Source organism: Burkholderia sp. AU18528 (assembly GCF_002223215.2).
GTDB lineage: Bacteria > Pseudomonadota > Gammaproteobacteria > Burkholderiales > Burkholderiaceae > Burkholderia > Burkholderia semiarida.
In genome coordinates this window covers 217,011-233,825 of the sequence record NZ_NKFC02000005.1, presented here as the reverse complement: position 1 = coordinate 233,825, position 16,815 = coordinate 217,011, and the positions used below count along the sequence as shown (strand labels likewise).

Sequence of the window (16,815 nt, the reverse complement as noted above, 5' to 3'; positions counted from 1 at the left end):
CATGGCGCGGTGTATCGCCTACGCCGGCTGCGACATGCCCTGCAGCCCGAACCACGACGGCACGAGCGCGAGCGCGTCGTCGAGCGACGCGAGCACGTGCAGGCTCAGCGCGACGATCTCCGGCGTCGGCGCCTTCAGGTCGGGCACGGTGACGACCGCCGCGCCGGCGCCGGCGGCCGACAGCGCGCCGAAGTCGCTGTCCTCGAACGCGATGCACGCGTGGGCTGGCACGCCGAGGCGTTCGGCCGCGAGCCGGTAGACGGCAGGGTCGGGCTTGCCGCGCGCGACTTCGTCGCCGCCCGCGACCGCGCGGAAGAACGGCAGCACGCCGACCGCGTCGAGCCGCGCGCGGATCACGTCGCCCGCGGACGACGACGCGACCGCGCACGGAATGCCGGCCTGCGCGAGCGTGTCGAGCAGCGCAAGCGCGCCCGGCTTCAGCGGAAACTTCGGATGGGGCTCCGGGGCGGCGAGCTGCTCGCGCACGCGGACGCGCACCGCGTCGAACGTAGCGGGGTCGCCGATCAGCCGCGCGAGGATCACCTGGCCTTCGGCGAACGAGCGGCCGACGATCTGCAGGTAATCGATCTCGGTCAGCACGACGCCGTGCGCGTTCGACACGTCGATCCACGTGTTCATGATGGTCCGCTCGGAATCGACGAGCAGGCCGTCCATGTCGAAGAGCGCGGCGGAGAAGGTCATCGGGAGCATCCGTGAAGCGGTGAAGCGGGGAAGGCGACGAGCGGCACGATGGCCGCCCGAATGAAAAACGGACGCCGCGGGCGTCCGTCCGGAACCGCGGGCCGTTACTGGCCCAGCGCGGCGCGGGCAGCCTTGGCGGCTGCACGCACCTGGTCGGGCGCGGTGCCGCCCGGGTGGTTGCGGCTCGCGACCGACCCTTCGAGCGTCAGGTAGCCGAACACGTCGTCGCCGATCAGGTGCGCGACGTTCGGCAGTTCCTGCTTCATTTCGTCGAGCGTCAGATCGGCGAGGTCGATGCCGCGATCGTCGCAGATCTTCACCGCGTGCGCGACGGCTTCGTGCGCGTCGCGGAACGGCAGGCCGCGCTTGACCAGGTAGTCGGCGAGGTCGGTGGCGGTCGAGAAGCCCTGCAGCGCGGCCGCGCGCATTGCATCCGGCTTCACGGTGATGCCGGCGACCATCTCGGCGAAGATCCGCAGCGTGTCGGCGACGGTGTCGACCGTGTCGAACAGCGGTTCCTTGTCTTCCTGGTTGTCCTTGTTGTACGCGAGCGGCTGGCCCTTCATCAGCGTGAGGAGCGCCATCAGGTGGCCGTTCACGCGGCCGGTCTTGCCGCGCGCGAGCTCGGGCACGTCGGGGTTCTTCTTCTGCGGCATGATCGAGCTGCCGGTGCAGAAGCGGTCGGCGATGTCGATGAAGCCGACGCGCGGGCTCATCCACAGCACGAGCTCTTCGGAGAAACGCGACACGTGCGTCATCACGAGCGCCGACGCCGCCGTGAATTCGATCGCGAAGTCGCGATCGGACACCGCGTCGAGCGAGTTCGCGCAGATGCCTTCGAAGCCGAGCGTCTTCGCGACCGCGTGGCGATCGATCGGATAGCTGGTGCCGGCGAGCGCGGCCGCGCCGAGCGGCAGGCGGTTCACGCGGGTGCGGCAGTCGCGCATGCGTTCCGCGTCGCGCGTGAACATCTCGACGTATGCGAGGAGATGGTGGCCGAACGTGACCGGCTGCGCGACCTGCAGGTGCGTGAAGCCCGGCATGATCGTGTCGGCGTTCTGTTCCGCGAGGTCGATCAGCGCGCCGCGCAGGTCGTTCAGCAGGCCGCCGATGCGGTCGATCTCGCCGCGCAGCCACAGGCGGATGTCGGTCGCGACCTGGTCGTTGCGCGAGCGGCCCGTATGCAGGCGCTTGCCGGCATCGCCGATCAGTGCGGTCAGGCGCGCCTCGATGTTCAGGTGGACGTCTTCCAGGTCGAGCTGCCATTCGAATTCGCCACGCTCGATCTCGCCCTTGATCTGCGCCATCCCGCGTTCGATCGCGGCCAGGTCGTCGGCGCTGATGATCTTCTGCGCGGCGAGCATGTTCGCGTGCGCGAGCGAGCCGGCGATGTCGACGAGCGCGAGGCGCTTGTCGAAAAACACCGACGACGTGTAGCGCTTGACCAGCTCCGACATCGGTTCCGAGAAGCGGGCCGACCAGGCCTCGCCCTTTTTGTGCAGTTGGGACGTCATGGCGATTCTTCGAAGGGGAGTTGGGCGGCCGTGCGCCGCCGAGGGAATCCCGCGATTCTAACATTCGCGAAGCGGGCGGCCGGCGCGCGCTAGCGCGGGCTGCAGGTCAGCGGGCCGATGCGCGGCAGCGTGCCGTCGTCCGGCCGCCGGTACGCGAATTCGACGGTGCAGTCGCGGCCGCCGCCGGAGATCTCCAGGTGGTTGTTCGCGACGAGGCCGTCGACGAAGGTCAGGCCGTCGTAGCCGACGATCGTGCGCTGGCCGCTTTCGACGTGGCGGACCTCGAGCCCCGGCGGAAGCGGCGTGCCGTCCGACGCGCGCAGCGCGATCGACGCGGCGCTGTAGCGCGTGATGGCGAAGTGCGCGAGCACGCCGGAGCGGGCCTGCGGCACGACGTCGAGCGTCGTGTCGGCGATCCGCGCGTCGGCCGGCAGCGCGCTGCCGTCGATCGCGATGCGATTGTTCTGGTACGCATTCAGGTCGGGCACCAGCAGGTAGCCGGCGTGGTCCGTCGCGCCGATCAGCCGGTTCTGGTGTAGCACGGGCACGCGCCCCGTGTCGGTCGAGACGAGCGCGAAGCCGTCGTCGACGCGGCGCGCCGTCATCACCCGGCCATCCATCAGCACGAACGCGCCGGTGACGTCGACCGCCGCGTTGGCGCGCCCGTCGAACGATTGCGCGAGCAGCGTGAGCTGGCCGGCGCGGCCGAGATACTGCAGCTGGCCCTGCCCGTAGCGCGTGCCCGCTTGGGTGCCGGCCTGCACGTTCCAGCCGAAGCCGCCGCCGTAGTCGGGCGGCCGCGATGCATTGAGCGTGTAGGTCGATTCGCCGTTCTGCCGCCCGGCGTTCGCGGAGACAGACGTGTTGCCGCCCAGCCCGATGCTCAGGCTCACGAAGAAGCCGCGCGCATCGCGTTGCCGGAAGTCCTGGAAGCCGCTGAACGTGATCGAGGTCAGCCCGCCCAGATTGACGAGGTAAGCGATCGAGCCGATCCGCGACGCGGCGACGCCCGGATACTCGAGGGCCAGATAGCTGAACGACAGCGTTTGCGCGCGCAGGAACGGGAACGACACCGTCACGCGATCGGTGGCGCGCGAGACCGGCACGCCTTCGCGGCTGCCCAGGTCGACGTAGTCGCCGAATGCGCGCAGGGTCTGCGCGTCGATCGAGAAGCGCGGCGTCACGTACTGGTAGCCGACGCCCGCCTGCACGCCGGTGCTGCCCGGCGCGCTGAGCGCCAGCGACGCGTTCGCCACGCCGCGCTCGCCGAGGCGTGCGAGCACGCCGGCGCCGGCGTTGTAGACGCCGGCCGTCGCTTCCCCGTGCGCTTCGACGGTCAGCCGCTCGCTGATCCCGTAGCGCAGCGAGCCGCTCGCCGCCGGCGTGCGCGCGTAGTCGAACGAATCGGTGCCGTACGCGCGGCGCAGGAAACCGGCTTCGACCGAATAGCTGGCGAGGCCGGGGGCCAGCAGGCGCGTATCGACGTACAGCGGAATCGACGTCGCGATCGAGCGGCCGAGCGCGTCGCGCGTGACGACCGTCGCGTTGCCCGCGCCGGTGATGCCCGGCACGCTGTTGATCACGAATGGCCCGCTCGGCACGTCGCCGCTGAACTGGCGCACGTTGTTGACGTACAGGTCGACCGACGTCGGCACGACCGCGCTGCCGGACAGCGCGGGCACCGGAAACGTGACGAGGTCGGGGCGCAGGCCGAAATTGCTGCGCCACTGCACGCCGCCCAGGCGCAGCGAGCGCGTCCAGGACAGCGACGACGAAATCGTGTCGCCGACCTGGGTCGTCGTGAGCGTGCGGGGATTCGAGCGGGTCCAGGACGTGTCGTAGCGCACGTAGCGCCGGCGGTCGTCGTACAGGTACGCGATGCCGGTGCTGCTGAGTACGCCGGCCGGATCGAAATAGCGCGCCTCGCTCCAGACCGCGAGCGGCGCGCGTGCGACGGTTTGCGCGTAGGCATCGTAGTTCAGCACGAAGCCGCGGCCGGACGTCGCCGGCGGCGCGGCGGCGAGCGCGCGCGTATCGAACGTGTGCGGAATGCGCAGTGCATCGGGCACGCGCAGGTCGAGCGTCTGCCGCCTGGCGTCGTAATCGTAGTGCAGCCCCGCGAGCGTATCGAGCGCGACGAGCGTGTTCGACGGTGCGTTCGCGGGGCCGCCGGTCGCGATGCCCAGATCGTTCAGGTCGGCGGAGCCCGCGTACAGCCGCCCGTCGATCTGCCGGAACCGGGCGATCCGGTGCGTCGGTTCGCCGTTGAGCGACACGTCGAGATACAGCCCGTCGGCTTGCGCCGCGGCTTCGGACACGGCGGCGGCCGGCATCGGCGCCGGCTGCGCGCATACGGCGGGCGCGCGCAGCGCGAGTATCAGCGCCAGCGCGAGCAGCGCGGCGGTGGGTCGGGCCGGCCCGGCGTGTCGCACGGGGCAGTCGGCCCGGAGGATCTTGCTCGGCGTCGGCACGGGCAACGTCGTGCGATCCTGCCCGGGTGGCTCAGGGCACCGGCAGCCGGGCTTCGACCGGCTGCGCGTTGACGGTCGCCTGGATCTTGACGAAGGGCGCGCCGGCGTCGAGCTTGAGCGGCCAGCGTCGCGTGCTGCCCGCGAGCGCATAGCCGAGTAGCCCGCGCGTGATCTCGTGGACGCCGCCTCGCGCATCGACCAGCCGGACCGCGGAAATCTGCGCCCGCCGTCCGCCGCGATTGTCGACCGCGAGCCGCATGCCGGTCCCGTCGGATTCGATGCGCCAGTCGAGGCGCGGGGACGCTTGCGCGGCGTCGGGCTCGACGAATACGGGCACGGAATAGCGCAGCCGGATCGTCACGCCGTTGTCGACCGGCGCGCCCGGCGCGGGCAGTTCGTCGATCAGCACGCGATAGCTCTCTTCTGCGGCCGGCGTGCCGCGGCTCGTGCGCACGAGCCGGATCAACTGCTCGGCGTTCGCGTCGATCTGCAGCAGCGGCGGCGACGCGGCGAGCGCGTCGCTCGGCGTCATCACGTCGGTGCCGTTTTCCTGCGTCCAGCGATAGGTGCGGACCTGGCCGTAGATCGGCCGCCCGCCCGGGTTGCTGAGCGTCATGCTCGCGGCTGCCGCCGAAGGCGGCAGCTCGATCGTCACGGGCGTGATCTGCAGCGTGGCGGCATGCGAAACCGCCGCCGCCCACCCGACGCACAGCGCGGCAAAGGCGCGCGGGAACAATCGCACGGCCCGTCAGAAATAGACGGTGGCGGTGACCGAGGCCTGGTAGGTGTCGGGCTTCGGCGTCGCTTGCGCGGGTACCTGGCCGTACACGTTCAGCACCTGCGCGGAACCGGTGCCGGTGCCGCCGACCGTGTCGGTGCCTTGCGTGTTGCCCCAGATCGTCGAGTGGCCGGAGTCCTGGTAGAGCTGGTAGCCGACCGTCGTGCCGGTATTGCCCGTCGTGGTGCCGCCCATCAGCCGGCTGGCGACGGTCGAGCCGGTTACCGCGCCGGCGTCGAGTCCGATGTTGTAGGGTGTCGAGTTCGTGCAGGTGACGGAGACCGTCGTCTGCTGGTTGACCGTCGACGCGAGCACGCCGGTGGTGCCGAATGCAAGCGGGTTCGCGGCGATCGTGCAGTTCGCCTGGATCGTGAGCGTGACGTTGAATTGCGCGGTGGCCGTGCCGTTCGAATAGACTGCGGCAACGGTGACGGGCTGCAGCACCGGCGCGAATGCGAACGTGGCTGCGAGCATGGCTGAAAAAACACGACGTCGGGAATCTATCATTATGATTGTCTCCTGCCGTTCAAGGGGTCGCCCGGCCGCGGAGTGCCTGCCGCGTGGTCTGTTGCCGGTCGCCGTTACCGCTCTGTCGTTGGTGGAAGACTACTCCACGGCTTTGGTCGCGCGCAATGGAGAAAACGCCGACCTGGCATGCATTGCCCGGGGGGCGGACGGATTCCATCGGCCTATTTGACACGGATCAAGTAACAGTGCGAACGATCGATGCGCGGATGGATACGATGAGGGCGCGGCCGGATCCGCGAACCCGATCGTCCGGACGTTTTTTTCGGGGGAGATGCATGGAGGCTGACGGCTTCGATCTGGCGCGCCGCTGGATGCGCGCGCTCGCGTCCCTGCTGCTGGCGGCGCTGCTCGGCATGCCCTGGATGCCGGCGCGTGCGGATACGTGCACGGTGACGCCGCCGGTGCCGAGCTTCGGCTCGGTCAGTCCGATCACGCAACAGGCCTACACGACGACCGCCACGATGACCGTGAACTGCACGTGGGACGCGCTGAGCCTGAACACCGGCGTGCTCGTGTGCGTGAACCTCGGCGGCACCAGCCCGCGCTACCTGAGCAACGGGGCGAACCAGATGCAGTACGACCTGTATCAGGACGCCGGCTATTCGCAGGCCTGGGGCGCCGTGAGCAGCGGCACGACGCCGATATCGCTGACGTTGACGAAACCGGCGCTCGGCACGTCCGCGAGTGCGAACGTGACCATCTATGGCCGCATCGCGCCGAACCAGCCAACCGTGCCGACCGTGAACAACGGCAGCACCGTCTATACACAGAGTTTCAGCGGCAACCAGGCCGCATACAGCTACAGTTTTTCGCTGCTTGGCGTGCTGCCGACACCGTGTGTGTCGCAGTCGACGGCCGGCACGATGACGGTTACCACGACCGCCACCGTCATCAACAACTGCATCATCAGCGCGACCGGCGTCGCGTTTCCGCCCGCAGGCGTGCTGGCGTCCGCGCTGACCGCCAGCGGCTCGATCAGCGCGCGCTGCACGAACGGCGACGCATTCCGGATCGCGTTGAACGGCGGCGGCAGCGGCAACGTCGCCGCACGCACGATGCAGCGCGCGGGCGGCGGGTCGGTCAGCTACCAGCTCTATCAGGACAGCGGCTTCACGCAACCATGGGGCGACGGCACCGCCGGCACGTCGATGGCGACCGGCACCGGCAGCGGGTTCGCGCAGGCGATCACCGTGTACGGCCGCGTGCCCGCGCAAGCGACGCCGGCGCCCGGCAACTACAGCGACACGATTACCGCGACGATCAGCTTCTGAGCCGCGCTCAGTCGCGCACCAGCACGACGAGCTTCAGGTCCTCGCGGTGCGCGGGTTTCAGCGTGATCTGCTGGTACACGAGGCGGCCGTCGGCCGGATGGTCGAATTCGCGCCGCCCGCCTTCGCGCTCGAACACGTCCTGCGACGCCCAGTACTGCGCGAACGCGTCGCTGCCGGCCGTCAGCGCGTCGATCAGCGCGCGCGTCGGCGCGTCGGTCAGGTGGCGGATCGCGTCGGCGCGGAATTCGGCCGCGAGCCGCCGCGCGCGGGTTTCCCAGTCGACGATCAGCGTGCGTGCAGCCGGCGACATGAACGTGAAGCGCAGCAGGTTGCGGTCGTGCTCGCCATCGAGCCAGCCGGAAAAGAGCGCGGCGGCCGGCGGGTTCCACGCGAGCGCGTTCCATTGGCGGTCGAGCACGTAGGCGGGCGTCGCGATCGCGGCGACGGTCGCGGCGAGCGTCGGCGGCAGGTCGCCGCCCGCGACGTCGGGCTCGGCCGGGTCGCGCTGCGCGGCCAGCTCGAACAGGTAGGCGCGTTCGGCCTTCGACAACTGCAGCGCGACGGCGATCCGGGCGAGCGCGTCGGCGGAGGCCGACACGGGCCGGCCCTGTTCGATCCACGTGTACCAGGTCGGGCTTACGCCGCACAGTTGCGCGACTTCCTCGCGCCGCAGCCCCGGCGTGCGGCGGCGCGGGCCGGGCGGCAGGCCGACGGCCTGTGGCGACAGCCGCTCGCGATGGGCGCGGATGAATTCGCCGAGCGCGCGGGCGGGCGTGGCGTCGAGCGGCGGGACGAGGGCGGAGGACGGCTGGTTCATGCGGAAACGGCGAAGTGGAAGCGAAGACGCGGCAACGATCGAACGATCAGACAGGTGGATCGAATACCAGAATAACTGCTTAACTTGTACTGGTACAAATGCAGGCCTATTGTAGCGGCTCGCGCGCTGGCAGGGCAGCGGGCGTCCCCCACAATACGTTGCACGGGGCCGGATCGCGCGCGCAAGCGTGGGGTTCGGCCGACGGCATCAAGGAAAGGAGCGAACGATGAAACACCACGAGCAGGTCGCCGACGCGTTCGGCACGACGGCCGCCGCCTATCTGACGAGCACGGTTCATGCGACGGGCGCCGACCTGCGGGCGCTCGCCGACGCGGTGCGCGCGACGCCCGACGCCGCGGTGCTCGACCTCGGTTGCGGTGCCGGCCACGCGAGCTTCGCGGTCGCGCCGCACGTGCGCGAGGTGGTCGCGTACGATCTCGCCGCGCCGATGCTTGCGACCGTCGATGCGGCCGCGCGCGAGCGCGGGCTCGCGAACATCCGCACGCAGCAGGGCCCGGCCGAGCGGCTGCCGTTCGACACCGCGACGTTCGACTGGGTCGTGAGCCGGATGAGCGCGCACCACTGGCACGACCTGCGCGCGGCGCTCGCCGAAGTGCGCCGCGTGCTGAAGCCGGGCGGCCGCGTGCTGATGATCGACATCGCGGGCAACGACCATCCGCTCCTCGATACGTACCTGCAGGCCGCGGAAGTGCTGCGCGACGCGTCGCACGTGCGCGACTACCGCGCGGACGAATGGCTCGCGATGTTCCGCGCCGCCGGTTTCGACGCGCGGGTGCACAGCCGCTGGCGTCTGCCGATCGATTTCGACACGTGGGTCGCGCGCATCCGCACGCCGGCCGACAGCGTCGCCGGCATTCGCGCGCTGTGGGCGCATGCGCCGGACGAGGTGCGCGGCTACTACGCGGTGCAGGCCGACGGGTCGTTCGAGCACGACGCGTTGCTGATCGACGCGCACTGAGCGGGCGGCGCGCGCCGCGCCGTTTCGCGATCGCATGAAAAAAGCCGCGATACGCACGAACGCGTATCGCGGCTTTCGTTATCCCGGCCGGCGCGAAACCGCGCCCGCGCCGCCCGCGGATCAGCCGGTGTTGCGCAGGCCGGCCGCGATCCCGTTGATCGTCAGGTGAATCCCGCGGCGCAGCCGCGCGTTCGTGTCGCCCGCGCGGTGACGCTTGATCAGCTCGACCTGCAGGTGGTTCAGCGGATCGAGATACGGGAAGCGGTTCTTGATCGAGCGCGCGAGCAGCGGGTTGGTCGCGAGGCGGCCTTCGTGCCCGGTGATTTCAGCGAGCGCCCGCGACGTGCGCTCCCATTCCGCGACGATCCGCTCGAACACGTGCTTGCGCAGCTTGCGATCGGGCACGAGCTGCGCATAGCGCGACGCGACCGCGAGATCCGTCTTCGCGAGCACCATGTCCATGTTCGACAGCAGGTTCGAGAAGAACGGCCAGGTCTTGTTCATCTTCTTCAGCAGCGTGACGCGTTTCGCGCGTTCGGCGTCGTCCCCGGCGCCGTCGAGATACGCGCTCACCGCGCTGCCGAAGCCGTACCAGCCGGTCAGCAGCAGCCGGCACTGGCCCCACGAGAAGCCCCACGGAATCGCGCGCAGATCCTCGATCTTGCGCTGCTTCGGGTCCTGCAGCTTGCGCGACGCCGGGCGGCTGCCGATATTCAGCTCGGCGATCTCGGTGATCGGCGTCGACGCGAAGAAGTAATCGGTGAAGCCCGGCGTTTCATAGACGAGCGCGCGGTACGCGGCCATCGCCGAGTCGGACAGCGTCTGCATCGCGGCCTCGAACGCGGGCAGTTGCGCCGGTGCGTTCGACTGCGGCAGCAGCGACGCCTCGAGCGTCGCGGCGACGACCGTCTCGAGGTTGCGCCGGCCGATCGACGGGTTCGAGAACTTGCTCGCGATCACCTCGCCCTGTTCGGTCAGGCGGATCTGGCCGTTGACGGTGCCCGGCGGCTGCGACAGGATCGCCTGGTAGGTCGGGCCGCCTCCGCGGCCGACCGTACCGCCGCGCCCGTGGAACAGCCGCAGCGTGATCTTGCGCTCGCGGAACAGGTCGACGAGCGCGAGTTCCGCGCGATACAGCTCCCAGTTCGACGTGAGGAAGCCGCCGTCCTTGTTGCTGTCCGAGTAGCCGAGCATCACTTCCTGCTCGGCGCCCTGGTGCGCGATCAGCGCGTCGATGCCCGGCAGCGCGAAGTAGTCGCGCATGATGCGTGACGCGTCGCGCAGGTCGGGGATCGTCTCGAACAGCGGGATCACCATCAGGCTGTTCTTCGCGTCGCTGCCCGGCACGCCGAGCGTGCCTTCGAGCAGGCCCGTCTCCTTCTGCAGCAGCAGGACTTCGACGAGGTCGCTGACGGTTTCCGTATGCGAAATGATGTAGTTGCGCACCGCACGCGCGCCGAATTGCGCGCGGACCTCGCGCGCCTTCTCGAACACGCCGAGCTCGCTTTGCGCGAGCGCCGAGTATTCGATGTACGGCGAGCGCAGCGGGCGCGGATCGGCGAGCGCGGCGAGCAGCACGCGCAGCTTGTCTTCCTCGGCGAGCGCCGCATAGTCGGCCTCGACGCCCGCGCGCGCGAACAGCTCGGCGACCACCGCCTCGTGGATGTCGGAACTCTGGCGCAGGTCGATGCTCGCGAGATGGAAGCCGAACACTTCGGCCGCGCGCACGAGCGGCGCGAGGCGCGGCGCGGCGAGCGACGCGCCGTGGTGTTCGTCGAGCGATGCGGTCAGCACCTTCAGGTCGGCGACGAACGCTTCCGAATCTTCATACGGGACCGCACGCACGGGCGGCGCGCCGCGGCCGGCGCTGCGCACCGGCACCGTACCTTCGCCGAGACGCACGCGCGCGCTCGCGGCGAGCCGCGTATAGATGCCGATCAGCGCGCGGCGATACGGTTCGTCGACGCGGTGCGGCGACTGGTCGGGCGACGCGGCCGCGAGCGCCTTCACCGCGTCGTTCGCGCCGACCAGCAGGTTCGACACCGACAGCTCGGCGCCCAGCTTGTGCACCTGTTCCAGATAGTGTTCGAGGATCACCGCGGCCTGACGGTTGATCGCCTCGTCGAGCGTCGCGGCGGTCACGTTCGGGTTGCCGTCGCGGTCGCCGCCGATCCAGCTGCCCATCTGGAAGAACGCGGGCACGCGGGCCGACAGGCCGTGCTCGGCGAGCGCGGCCTCGATGTCGCCGTACAGCGCGGGCAGTTCGTCGAGGAACGTCGCGCGGTAGTACGACAGCGCGTTCTCGATCTCGTCGCCGACCGTCAGGCGCGCGTCGCGCAGCATGCGCGTCTGCCACAGCGCGGTCACGCGCGCGCGCAGCATCGCTTCGTTGTACTGGCGCTCGCGCGCGGTCAGCTCCTGGTCGCGCTCGGCGAGCAGGCGCGCGATGTCGTGCTGCGCGTCGAGGATGCTCTTGCGCTGCACTTCGGTCGGATGCGCGGTCAGCACCGGCACGATCAGCGCATCGTCGAAGAAGCGCTGCAGCAGGCGCTTCGACGCGTTGCCGGTGGTTTTCAGCTGGTCGAGCGCGTACGCGACCGTGCCGGGCTGCGGCGCGGAGCCGGCCAGCGCGTGGATGCGGCGGCGGCGGTTGTGGTGGCGGTCTTCCGCGATGTTCGCGAGGTGCGAGAAATAGCTGAACGCGCGTACAACGCTCACCGTCTGCTCCGGCGTCAGCTTGCGCAGCTTCTTCTCGAGCGTCTGCGCGGCTTCGCTGTCGTCCTCGCGGCGGAACTTGACCGCGGTCTGGCGGATCGTCTCGACGACGTCGAACACCGTATCGCCTTCCTGTTCGCGCACGACGTCGCCGAGCAGGCGGCCGAGGAAGCGGATGTCCTCGAACAGCGGGCGGTCCTTGTCGTCGCGCGCGCGGGTGCCGGCCTTCGGCGCGACGGCGTCGCGGGCCGCAGGGCCGGCAGCTTTCGTCGTGCGTTTTGTCTGACGTATCGCGTCTTTCGGTTTCGTTGCCGTTGGTTTCGTTGCCGCTTTCGCACGGCCGTTCGCGGCGGTGGCGACGGTGTCCGTCGAGGCGTCGGAGGAGGACAGGGCAGCATTGCGGCGCGCCGTACGCGCCGATCCGGAAGACTTCACGATGGGTTTCCTTGGGAAAGCTCGAGTCAAAAGGAACTGCGGAAACTGCGGGAACTGCGGTCAAGCAACCAGCTACGTGCGGCACATCCGCACAACGGCGCCGCGACCCGCACGGAAGCAGGCCGGGCGCAGGCTCCGGGCCCGGGCGGGCCGGAGCGTGCGTGCTACCATTGTTCGATCTTCAATCCCGTCCTTCGATGTTCCAGCAATGAATTCCGAGACCCCCGCGGCCGGGCCGCAACAGGCACGACCGCCCGCGACGTTGACGATTGCTTCGCGCGAGAGCCGCCTGGCGATGTGGCAAGCCGAACATGTGCGTGATGCGCTGCGCAAATTATATCCAGCTTGTGACGTGAAAATCCTCGGGATGACGACGCGCGGCGATCAGATTCTCGATCGCACGCTGTCGAAGGTCGGCGGCAAGGGCCTGTTCGTGAAGGAACTGGAAGCCGCGCTGGCCGACGGCCGCGCCGATCTCGCGGTGCATTCGCTGAAGGACGTGCCGATGGCGCTGCCCGACGGCTTCTCGCTCGCCGCGATCATGGCGCGCGAAGACCCGCGCGACGCCTTCGTGTCGAACGACTACGCGTCGCTCGACGCGCTGCCGGCCGGCGCGGTCGTCGGCACGTCGAGCCTGCGCCGCGAAGCGATGCTGCGTTCGCGCTATCCGCATCTCGAGGTCCTGCCGCTGCGCGGCAACCTCGACACGCGCCTCGCGAAGCTCGACCGCGGCGACTACGCGGCGATCATCCTCGCGGCCGCCGGCCTGAAGCGCCTCGGCCTCGAAGCGCGGATCCGCGCGCTGCTCGACGTCGAGGCGAGCCCGCCCGCGGCCGGCCAGGGCGCGCTCGGCATCGAGATCGCCGCGCATCGCGACGACGTCGCCGCGTGGCTCGCGCCGCTGCACGACACGCAGACCGCGCTCGCGGTCGAGGCCGAGCGGATGGTGTCGCGCGCGCTCGGCGGCAGTTGCGAGGTGCCGCTCGCCGCGCACGCGGTGTGGCGCGCGGGCGAGCTGTACCTGACGGGCCGTGTGTCGACCACCGACGGCAAGCGCGTGCTGACGGCCGAGGAGTGCGGCGCGGTCGTGACCGTCGCCGATGCGCTCGCGCTCGGCCGCGCGGTGTCCGACGAACTCGAGGCGCAAGGCGCGCTCGACATCGTCCAGGCGCTGCTCGCGAGCTCGCCGGCCGCGGGCAAGGGCGACGCCTGATGGCGGGCGGCGCGCGCGCGTTCACCGCTGTCCTGACGCGTCCGGACGGGCAGTCCGATGCGCTGGCGTCGCAACTGGCCGACGCCGGCTGCGACGTGCTCGAATTCCCGCTGATCGATATCGCGCCGGTCGACGATCCGGCGCCGCTCGACGCCGCATTCGCGGCGCTGGCCGACTACGCGCTGGTGATTTTCGTGTCGCCGAACGCGATCGACCGTGCGCTCGCGCGGTACGACACGATCTGGCCGAACGCGCTGCCGGTCGGCGTGGTCGGGCCCGGCAGCGTCGCGGCGCTCGCTCGTCACGGCATCGCGGCGCCCGCGCATCGCGTGATCGCGCCGCAGGCGCCGGCCGATGGCGGCGTGCCCCATTACGATTCGGAAAGCCTGTTCGCGAGCATCGAGGCCGCGTTCGGCGGCGCGCAGGCGCTGGCGGGCAAGCGCGTGCTGATCGTGCGCGGCGACGGCGGGCGCGAATGGCTCGCCGAGCGCCTGCGCGAAGCCGGTGCGGACGTCACGCTCGTCGCGGCCTACCGGCGCGTCGTGCCGGAGCCGCGCGTCGGCGCGTGGGAGCGCGTGCACGCGCTGCTCGACGGCCAGCCGCACGCATGGCTCGTCACGAGCTCGGAAGGCGTGCGCAACCTGCACGAGCTCGCGCGGGCCCATCTGAACGATGCCGAGATCGACGCGCTGAAGCATGCGCCGCTCGTGACGCCGCACCCGCGGATCGAGCAGACCGCGCGCGCATTGGGTTTTGATAGGATTACGCTGACCGGCGCGGGCGATGAGCGCATCGTCCGCGCGTTTCGAACGATGGCCGACGAGGCCGTCCAACCGGCGACAGCCGTACCGGTGACTAAACGCATGACAGATACCAACGATTCCAAAAGCGTCGCTTCCCAGCCGGCCGCTGCATCCGCACCGCCGTCCAGCCCTCCTTATCTCGCGTCCGAGCCGCGTGCGCGCCGCGGCGGCAGCGCGGTGCTGTGGCTCGTCGTCGTCGTGCTCGGCTGCGCGGCGGGTGTCGGCGGCTACGCGCTGAACCGCAAGATCGACCGGCTCGACGGCACGTTCGTCGCCCGTCAGAAGGCGCTCGACGCGCAAGCGGCCGAAACGCGGACGAAGACCGAGCAGGCGCTCGCCAGCACGCACCAGGTCGACACGCAGCTCGCGCAGCTCGACGGCAAGCTCGCCGATGCGCAGAGCGCGCAGCAGGCGCTGCAGCAGCAATACCAGGACCTGTCGCGCAACCGCGATGCGTGGATGCTCGAGGAAGTCGACCAGATGCTGTCGAGCGCGAGCCAGCAGCTTCAACTGACCGGCAACACGCAGCTCGCGCTGATCGCGCTGCAGAACGCCGACGCGCGTCTCGCGACGTCGCAGAGCGCGCAGGCCGTCACGGTGCGCAAGGCGCTCGCGCAGGACATCGAGAAGCTGAAGGCCGCGCCGGCGGCCGATCTCACCGGGCTCGCGATCAAGCTCGACGATGCGATCGCCAGGATCGACGCGCTGCCGCTGTCCGGCGAGGCGATCGTGCCGCACGCGGCGCCGAAGGCCGCGCCGGCCGACGCCGCGTCGTCGGCCGCCGCCGGCGAGCCGCGCTGGAAGGTGTGGTGGCACGGCTTCTCCGCCAGCCTCGGCCAGCAATTGAAGGGCCTCGTGCAGGTGCGCCGGATCGACAACGCGGACGCGATGCTCGCGTCGCCCGACCAGGGCTACTTCGTGCGCGAGAACGTGAAGCTGCGCCTGCTCACCGCGCGGCTGTCGCTGCTCGCGCGCAACGACGGCGCGATGAAGGCCGACCTGCACGCCGCGCAGGCGTCGCTCGCGAAGTATTTCGATCAGGCGTCGAAGGACACGCAGACCGTCGAGGATCTGCTCAAGCAGGTTGACGGCGCAGCGCTGACGGTCGCGGTGCCGAACCTGAACACGAGCCTGAACGCCGTTCAGCAGTTCAAGAGCCGGGGGTAACGATGACGCTTCGAGGAATCGTCTGGCTCGCGATCCTGTTCGCGATCGCCGCGGCGCTCGCCACCGTCGGCCGTTTCGACGCGGGGCAGGTGCTGCTCGTCTATCCGCCGTACCGGGTCGACGTGTCGCTGAACCTGTTCGTGATCGCCATCGTCGTGCTGTTCATCGTCGTGTACGCGCTGCTGCGCATCGTGCGCAACATCTGGCGCATGCCGCAGCGGGTCGCCGCGTATCGGGCGCGTTCGCGCAACGAGAAGGCCCAGGCGTCGCTGCGCGATGCAATCTCGAACCTGTACGCGGGCCGCTTCTCGCGTGCGGAGAGGGCCGCGCGCGAAGCGCTGGCGGTCGACGCGAACCTGGGCGCCGCGAGTCTCGTCGGGGCCACGGCCGCGCACCGCATGCACGAATACACGCGCCGCGACGAGTGGCTGTCGAAGGTCGACGCGCCCGAATGGCAGGATGCACGGCTGCTCGCCGCGGCCGACATGCGCGCGGACGCCCGCGACGCGGACGGCGCGCTCGCCGCGCTGGCCGACATGCAGGCCGGCGGTAAGCGCATTCATGCGCAGCAGGTCGCGCTGCGGGCGCAGCAGCAACTGAAGAACTGGGCCGAGGTGCTGAAGCTCGCGAAGGCGCTCGAAAAGCGCGAGGCGCTGCATCCGGCCGCGGCCGTGCGGCTGCGCCAGCAGGCGGCGGAAAACCTGCTGCGCGAACGTCGGCACGACGCGGACGCGCTGCTCGAGGTATGGCAGTCGCTGTCGACGGTCGAGCGCCAGTCGCCGCGCCTGGCCGATCTCGCGGCCGAGTTGCTCGTGCCGCTCGAGCGCCGCAACGAAGCGCGCCGCATCGTCGAGGACGCGCTCGCGCACAACTGGGATGCGCGCCTGCTGCGCCGTTACCCGGACACGGCCGGCGCCGATGCGCTGCCGCTGATCCAGAAGGCCGAGGGCTGGAAGAAGGATCATCCGGAAGACGCCGACCTGCTGTTCGCGCTCGGCAGGCTCTGCCAGCAGCAGCAGCTGTGGGGCAAGGCGCAGTCGTTCCTCGAATCGGCATTGAAGCTGGCCGACAACGAGGCGCTGAAAGTGCGTGCGCATCGTGCGCTCGCCCGCCTGTTCGAGCAGCTCGGCGAAACCGACAAGGCCGCGAAGCACTACCGCGAAAGCGCGCTGGCGATCACCGTGGTCTGATGCGGCGCTGCGGTGCACGCCCCGAATGCCGATCGGCCTTCGGGGCTTTTTTTCGTCCGCCGGGCGGCCGCCGGGACGCAGGGTGCCGTCATCCGGCCGGTGCGGGCCTGGCCTGCCCGGAATCGAAAACGCCCCGGCGGCCGGATGATGCCGGCCGTCGGGGCGATCTCGCGAGCACCGGCCATCGACCGGCGTATTCGGTCGTTCGCGGTGCGCCGTTACAGGCCGCGCA

12 protein-coding genes are annotated in these 16,815 nt (G+C 70.2%); 5 read left to right on the top strand and 7 right to left on the bottom strand.

What is annotated here, in order from left to right; translation table 11 throughout:
• Positions 1 to 18: 18 nt before the first annotated feature.
• The 5 genes from CFB52_RS12640 to CFB52_RS12620 all read right to left on the bottom strand — a co-directional run bounded on the left by CFB52_RS12640 (position 19) and on the right by CFB52_RS12620 (position 5,972).
• Positions 19 to 702 carry an HAD family phosphatase gene (locus CFB52_RS12640; protein ID WP_099316949.1) on the bottom strand — a complete coding sequence of 228 codons (684 nt, stop codon included), beginning with the start codon at positions 700 to 702 and terminating at the stop codon, positions 19 to 21.
• A 104-nt stretch (positions 703 to 806) separates the two neighbouring features.
• Complete coding sequence (gene argH / locus CFB52_RS12635) at positions 807 to 2,216, bottom strand: argininosuccinate lyase (RefSeq protein WP_099316713.1); 1,410 nt, start codon at positions 2,214 to 2,216, stop codon at positions 807 to 809.
• An 89-nt stretch (positions 2,217 to 2,305) separates the two neighbouring features.
• Positions 2,306 to 4,648 (bottom strand): fimbria/pilus outer membrane usher protein, encoded by a 2,343-nt coding sequence (locus CFB52_RS12630; RefSeq protein WP_099316948.1) that lies wholly within the window; start codon positions 4,646 to 4,648, stop codon positions 2,306 to 2,308.
• Between the two features lie 70 nt (positions 4,649 to 4,718).
• Positions 4,719 to 5,429, bottom strand: a complete 711-nt coding sequence (locus CFB52_RS12625; protein WP_099316712.1) for a molecular chaperone — start codon at positions 5,427 to 5,429, stop codon at positions 4,719 to 4,721.
• Between the two features lie 6 nt (positions 5,430 to 5,435).
• Positions 5,436 to 5,972 carry a spore coat U domain-containing protein gene (locus CFB52_RS12620; RefSeq protein WP_059576666.1) on the bottom strand — a complete coding sequence of 179 codons (537 nt, stop codon included), beginning with the start codon at positions 5,970 to 5,972 and terminating at the stop codon, positions 5,436 to 5,438.
• A 296-nt stretch (positions 5,973 to 6,268) separates the two neighbouring features.
• On the opposite strand from CFB52_RS12620, the gene CFB52_RS12615 reads away from it, so the two are divergent.
• Positions 6,269 to 7,264 (top strand): spore coat protein U domain-containing protein, encoded by a 996-nt coding sequence (locus CFB52_RS12615; RefSeq protein WP_059576663.1) that lies wholly within the window; start codon positions 6,269 to 6,271, stop codon positions 7,262 to 7,264.
• Positions 7,265 to 7,271: 7 nt separating this feature from the next.
• Here CFB52_RS12615 and CFB52_RS12610 read toward each other — a convergent pair whose 3' ends face one another.
• Positions 7,272 to 8,081, bottom strand: coding sequence for a helix-turn-helix transcriptional regulator (locus CFB52_RS12610; RefSeq protein WP_059576659.1), 810 nt, complete (start codon positions 8,079 to 8,081; stop codon positions 7,272 to 7,274).
• Between the two features lie 226 nt (positions 8,082 to 8,307).
• Between CFB52_RS12610 and CFB52_RS12605 the strand changes: the two genes are divergently transcribed.
• Positions 8,308 to 9,060, top strand: a complete 753-nt coding sequence (locus CFB52_RS12605) for a class I SAM-dependent methyltransferase (RefSeq protein ID WP_099316711.1) — start codon at positions 8,308 to 8,310, stop codon at positions 9,058 to 9,060.
• 120 nt (positions 9,061 to 9,180) lie between these two features.
• On the opposite strand, the gene ppc is transcribed toward CFB52_RS12605, so the two are convergent.
• Positions 9,181 to 12,210 (bottom strand): phosphoenolpyruvate carboxylase, encoded by a 3,030-nt coding sequence (gene ppc, locus CFB52_RS12600; RefSeq protein ID WP_099316710.1) that lies wholly within the window; start codon positions 12,208 to 12,210, stop codon positions 9,181 to 9,183.
• A gap of 208 nt (positions 12,211 to 12,418) precedes the next feature.
• On the opposite strand from ppc, the gene hemC reads away from it, so the two are divergent.
• Genes hemC through CFB52_RS12585 form a run of 3 tightly spaced genes read left to right on the top strand, consistent with a single transcriptional unit; the run spans position 12,419 to position 16,583 of the window.
• Positions 12,419 to 13,423 carry a hydroxymethylbilane synthase gene (gene hemC, locus CFB52_RS12595; RefSeq protein WP_099316709.1) on the top strand — a complete coding sequence of 335 codons (1,005 nt, stop codon included), beginning with the start codon at positions 12,419 to 12,421 and terminating at the stop codon, positions 13,421 to 13,423.
• Positions 13,423 to 15,393 carry a fused uroporphyrinogen-III synthase HemD/membrane protein HemX gene (hemDX, locus tag CFB52_RS12590; RefSeq protein ID WP_059576648.1) on the top strand — a complete coding sequence of 657 codons (1,971 nt, stop codon included), beginning with the start codon at positions 13,423 to 13,425 and terminating at the stop codon, positions 15,391 to 15,393. The genes hemC and hemDX overlap by 1 nt, the downstream gene beginning before the upstream one ends.
• Before the next feature lie 2 nt (positions 15,394 to 15,395).
• Positions 15,396 to 16,583: a heme biosynthesis protein HemY gene (locus tag CFB52_RS12585; protein WP_099316708.1), complete on the top strand. Its 1,188-nt coding sequence runs from the start codon at positions 15,396 to 15,398 to the stop codon at positions 16,581 to 16,583.
• The last annotated feature ends 232 nt before the right edge of the window (positions 16,584 to 16,815 follow it).

Excerpts from the sequence above, each read along its gene's own strand:
- CFB52_RS12640 (WP_099316949.1), bottom strand. The coding sequence starts at position 702 with ATGACCTTCTCCGCCGCGCTCTTCGACATGGACGGCCTGCTCGTCGAT.
- argH (WP_099316713.1), bottom strand. The coding sequence starts at position 2,216 with ATGACGTCCCAACTGCACAAAAAGGGCGAGGCCTGGTCGGCCCGCTTC.
- CFB52_RS12620 (WP_059576666.1), bottom strand. The coding sequence starts at position 5,972 with ATGATAGATTCCCGACGTCGTGTTTTTTCAGCCATGCTCGCAGCCACG.
- CFB52_RS12615 (WP_059576663.1), top strand. The coding sequence starts at position 6,269 with ATGGAGGCTGACGGCTTCGATCTGGCGCGCCGCTGGATGCGCGCGCTC.
- CFB52_RS12610 (WP_059576659.1), bottom strand. The coding sequence starts at position 8,081 with ATGAACCAGCCGTCCTCCGCCCTCGTCCCGCCGCTCGACGCCACGCCC.
- CFB52_RS12605 (WP_099316711.1), top strand. The coding sequence starts at position 8,308 with ATGAAACACCACGAGCAGGTCGCCGACGCGTTCGGCACGACGGCCGCC.
- hemC (WP_099316709.1), top strand. The coding sequence starts at position 12,419 with ATGAATTCCGAGACCCCCGCGGCCGGGCCGCAACAGGCACGACCGCCC.
- hemDX (WP_059576648.1), top strand. The coding sequence starts at position 13,423 with ATGGCGGGCGGCGCGCGCGCGTTCACCGCTGTCCTGACGCGTCCGGAC.
- CFB52_RS12585 (WP_099316708.1), top strand. The coding sequence starts at position 15,396 with ATGACGCTTCGAGGAATCGTCTGGCTCGCGATCCTGTTCGCGATCGCC.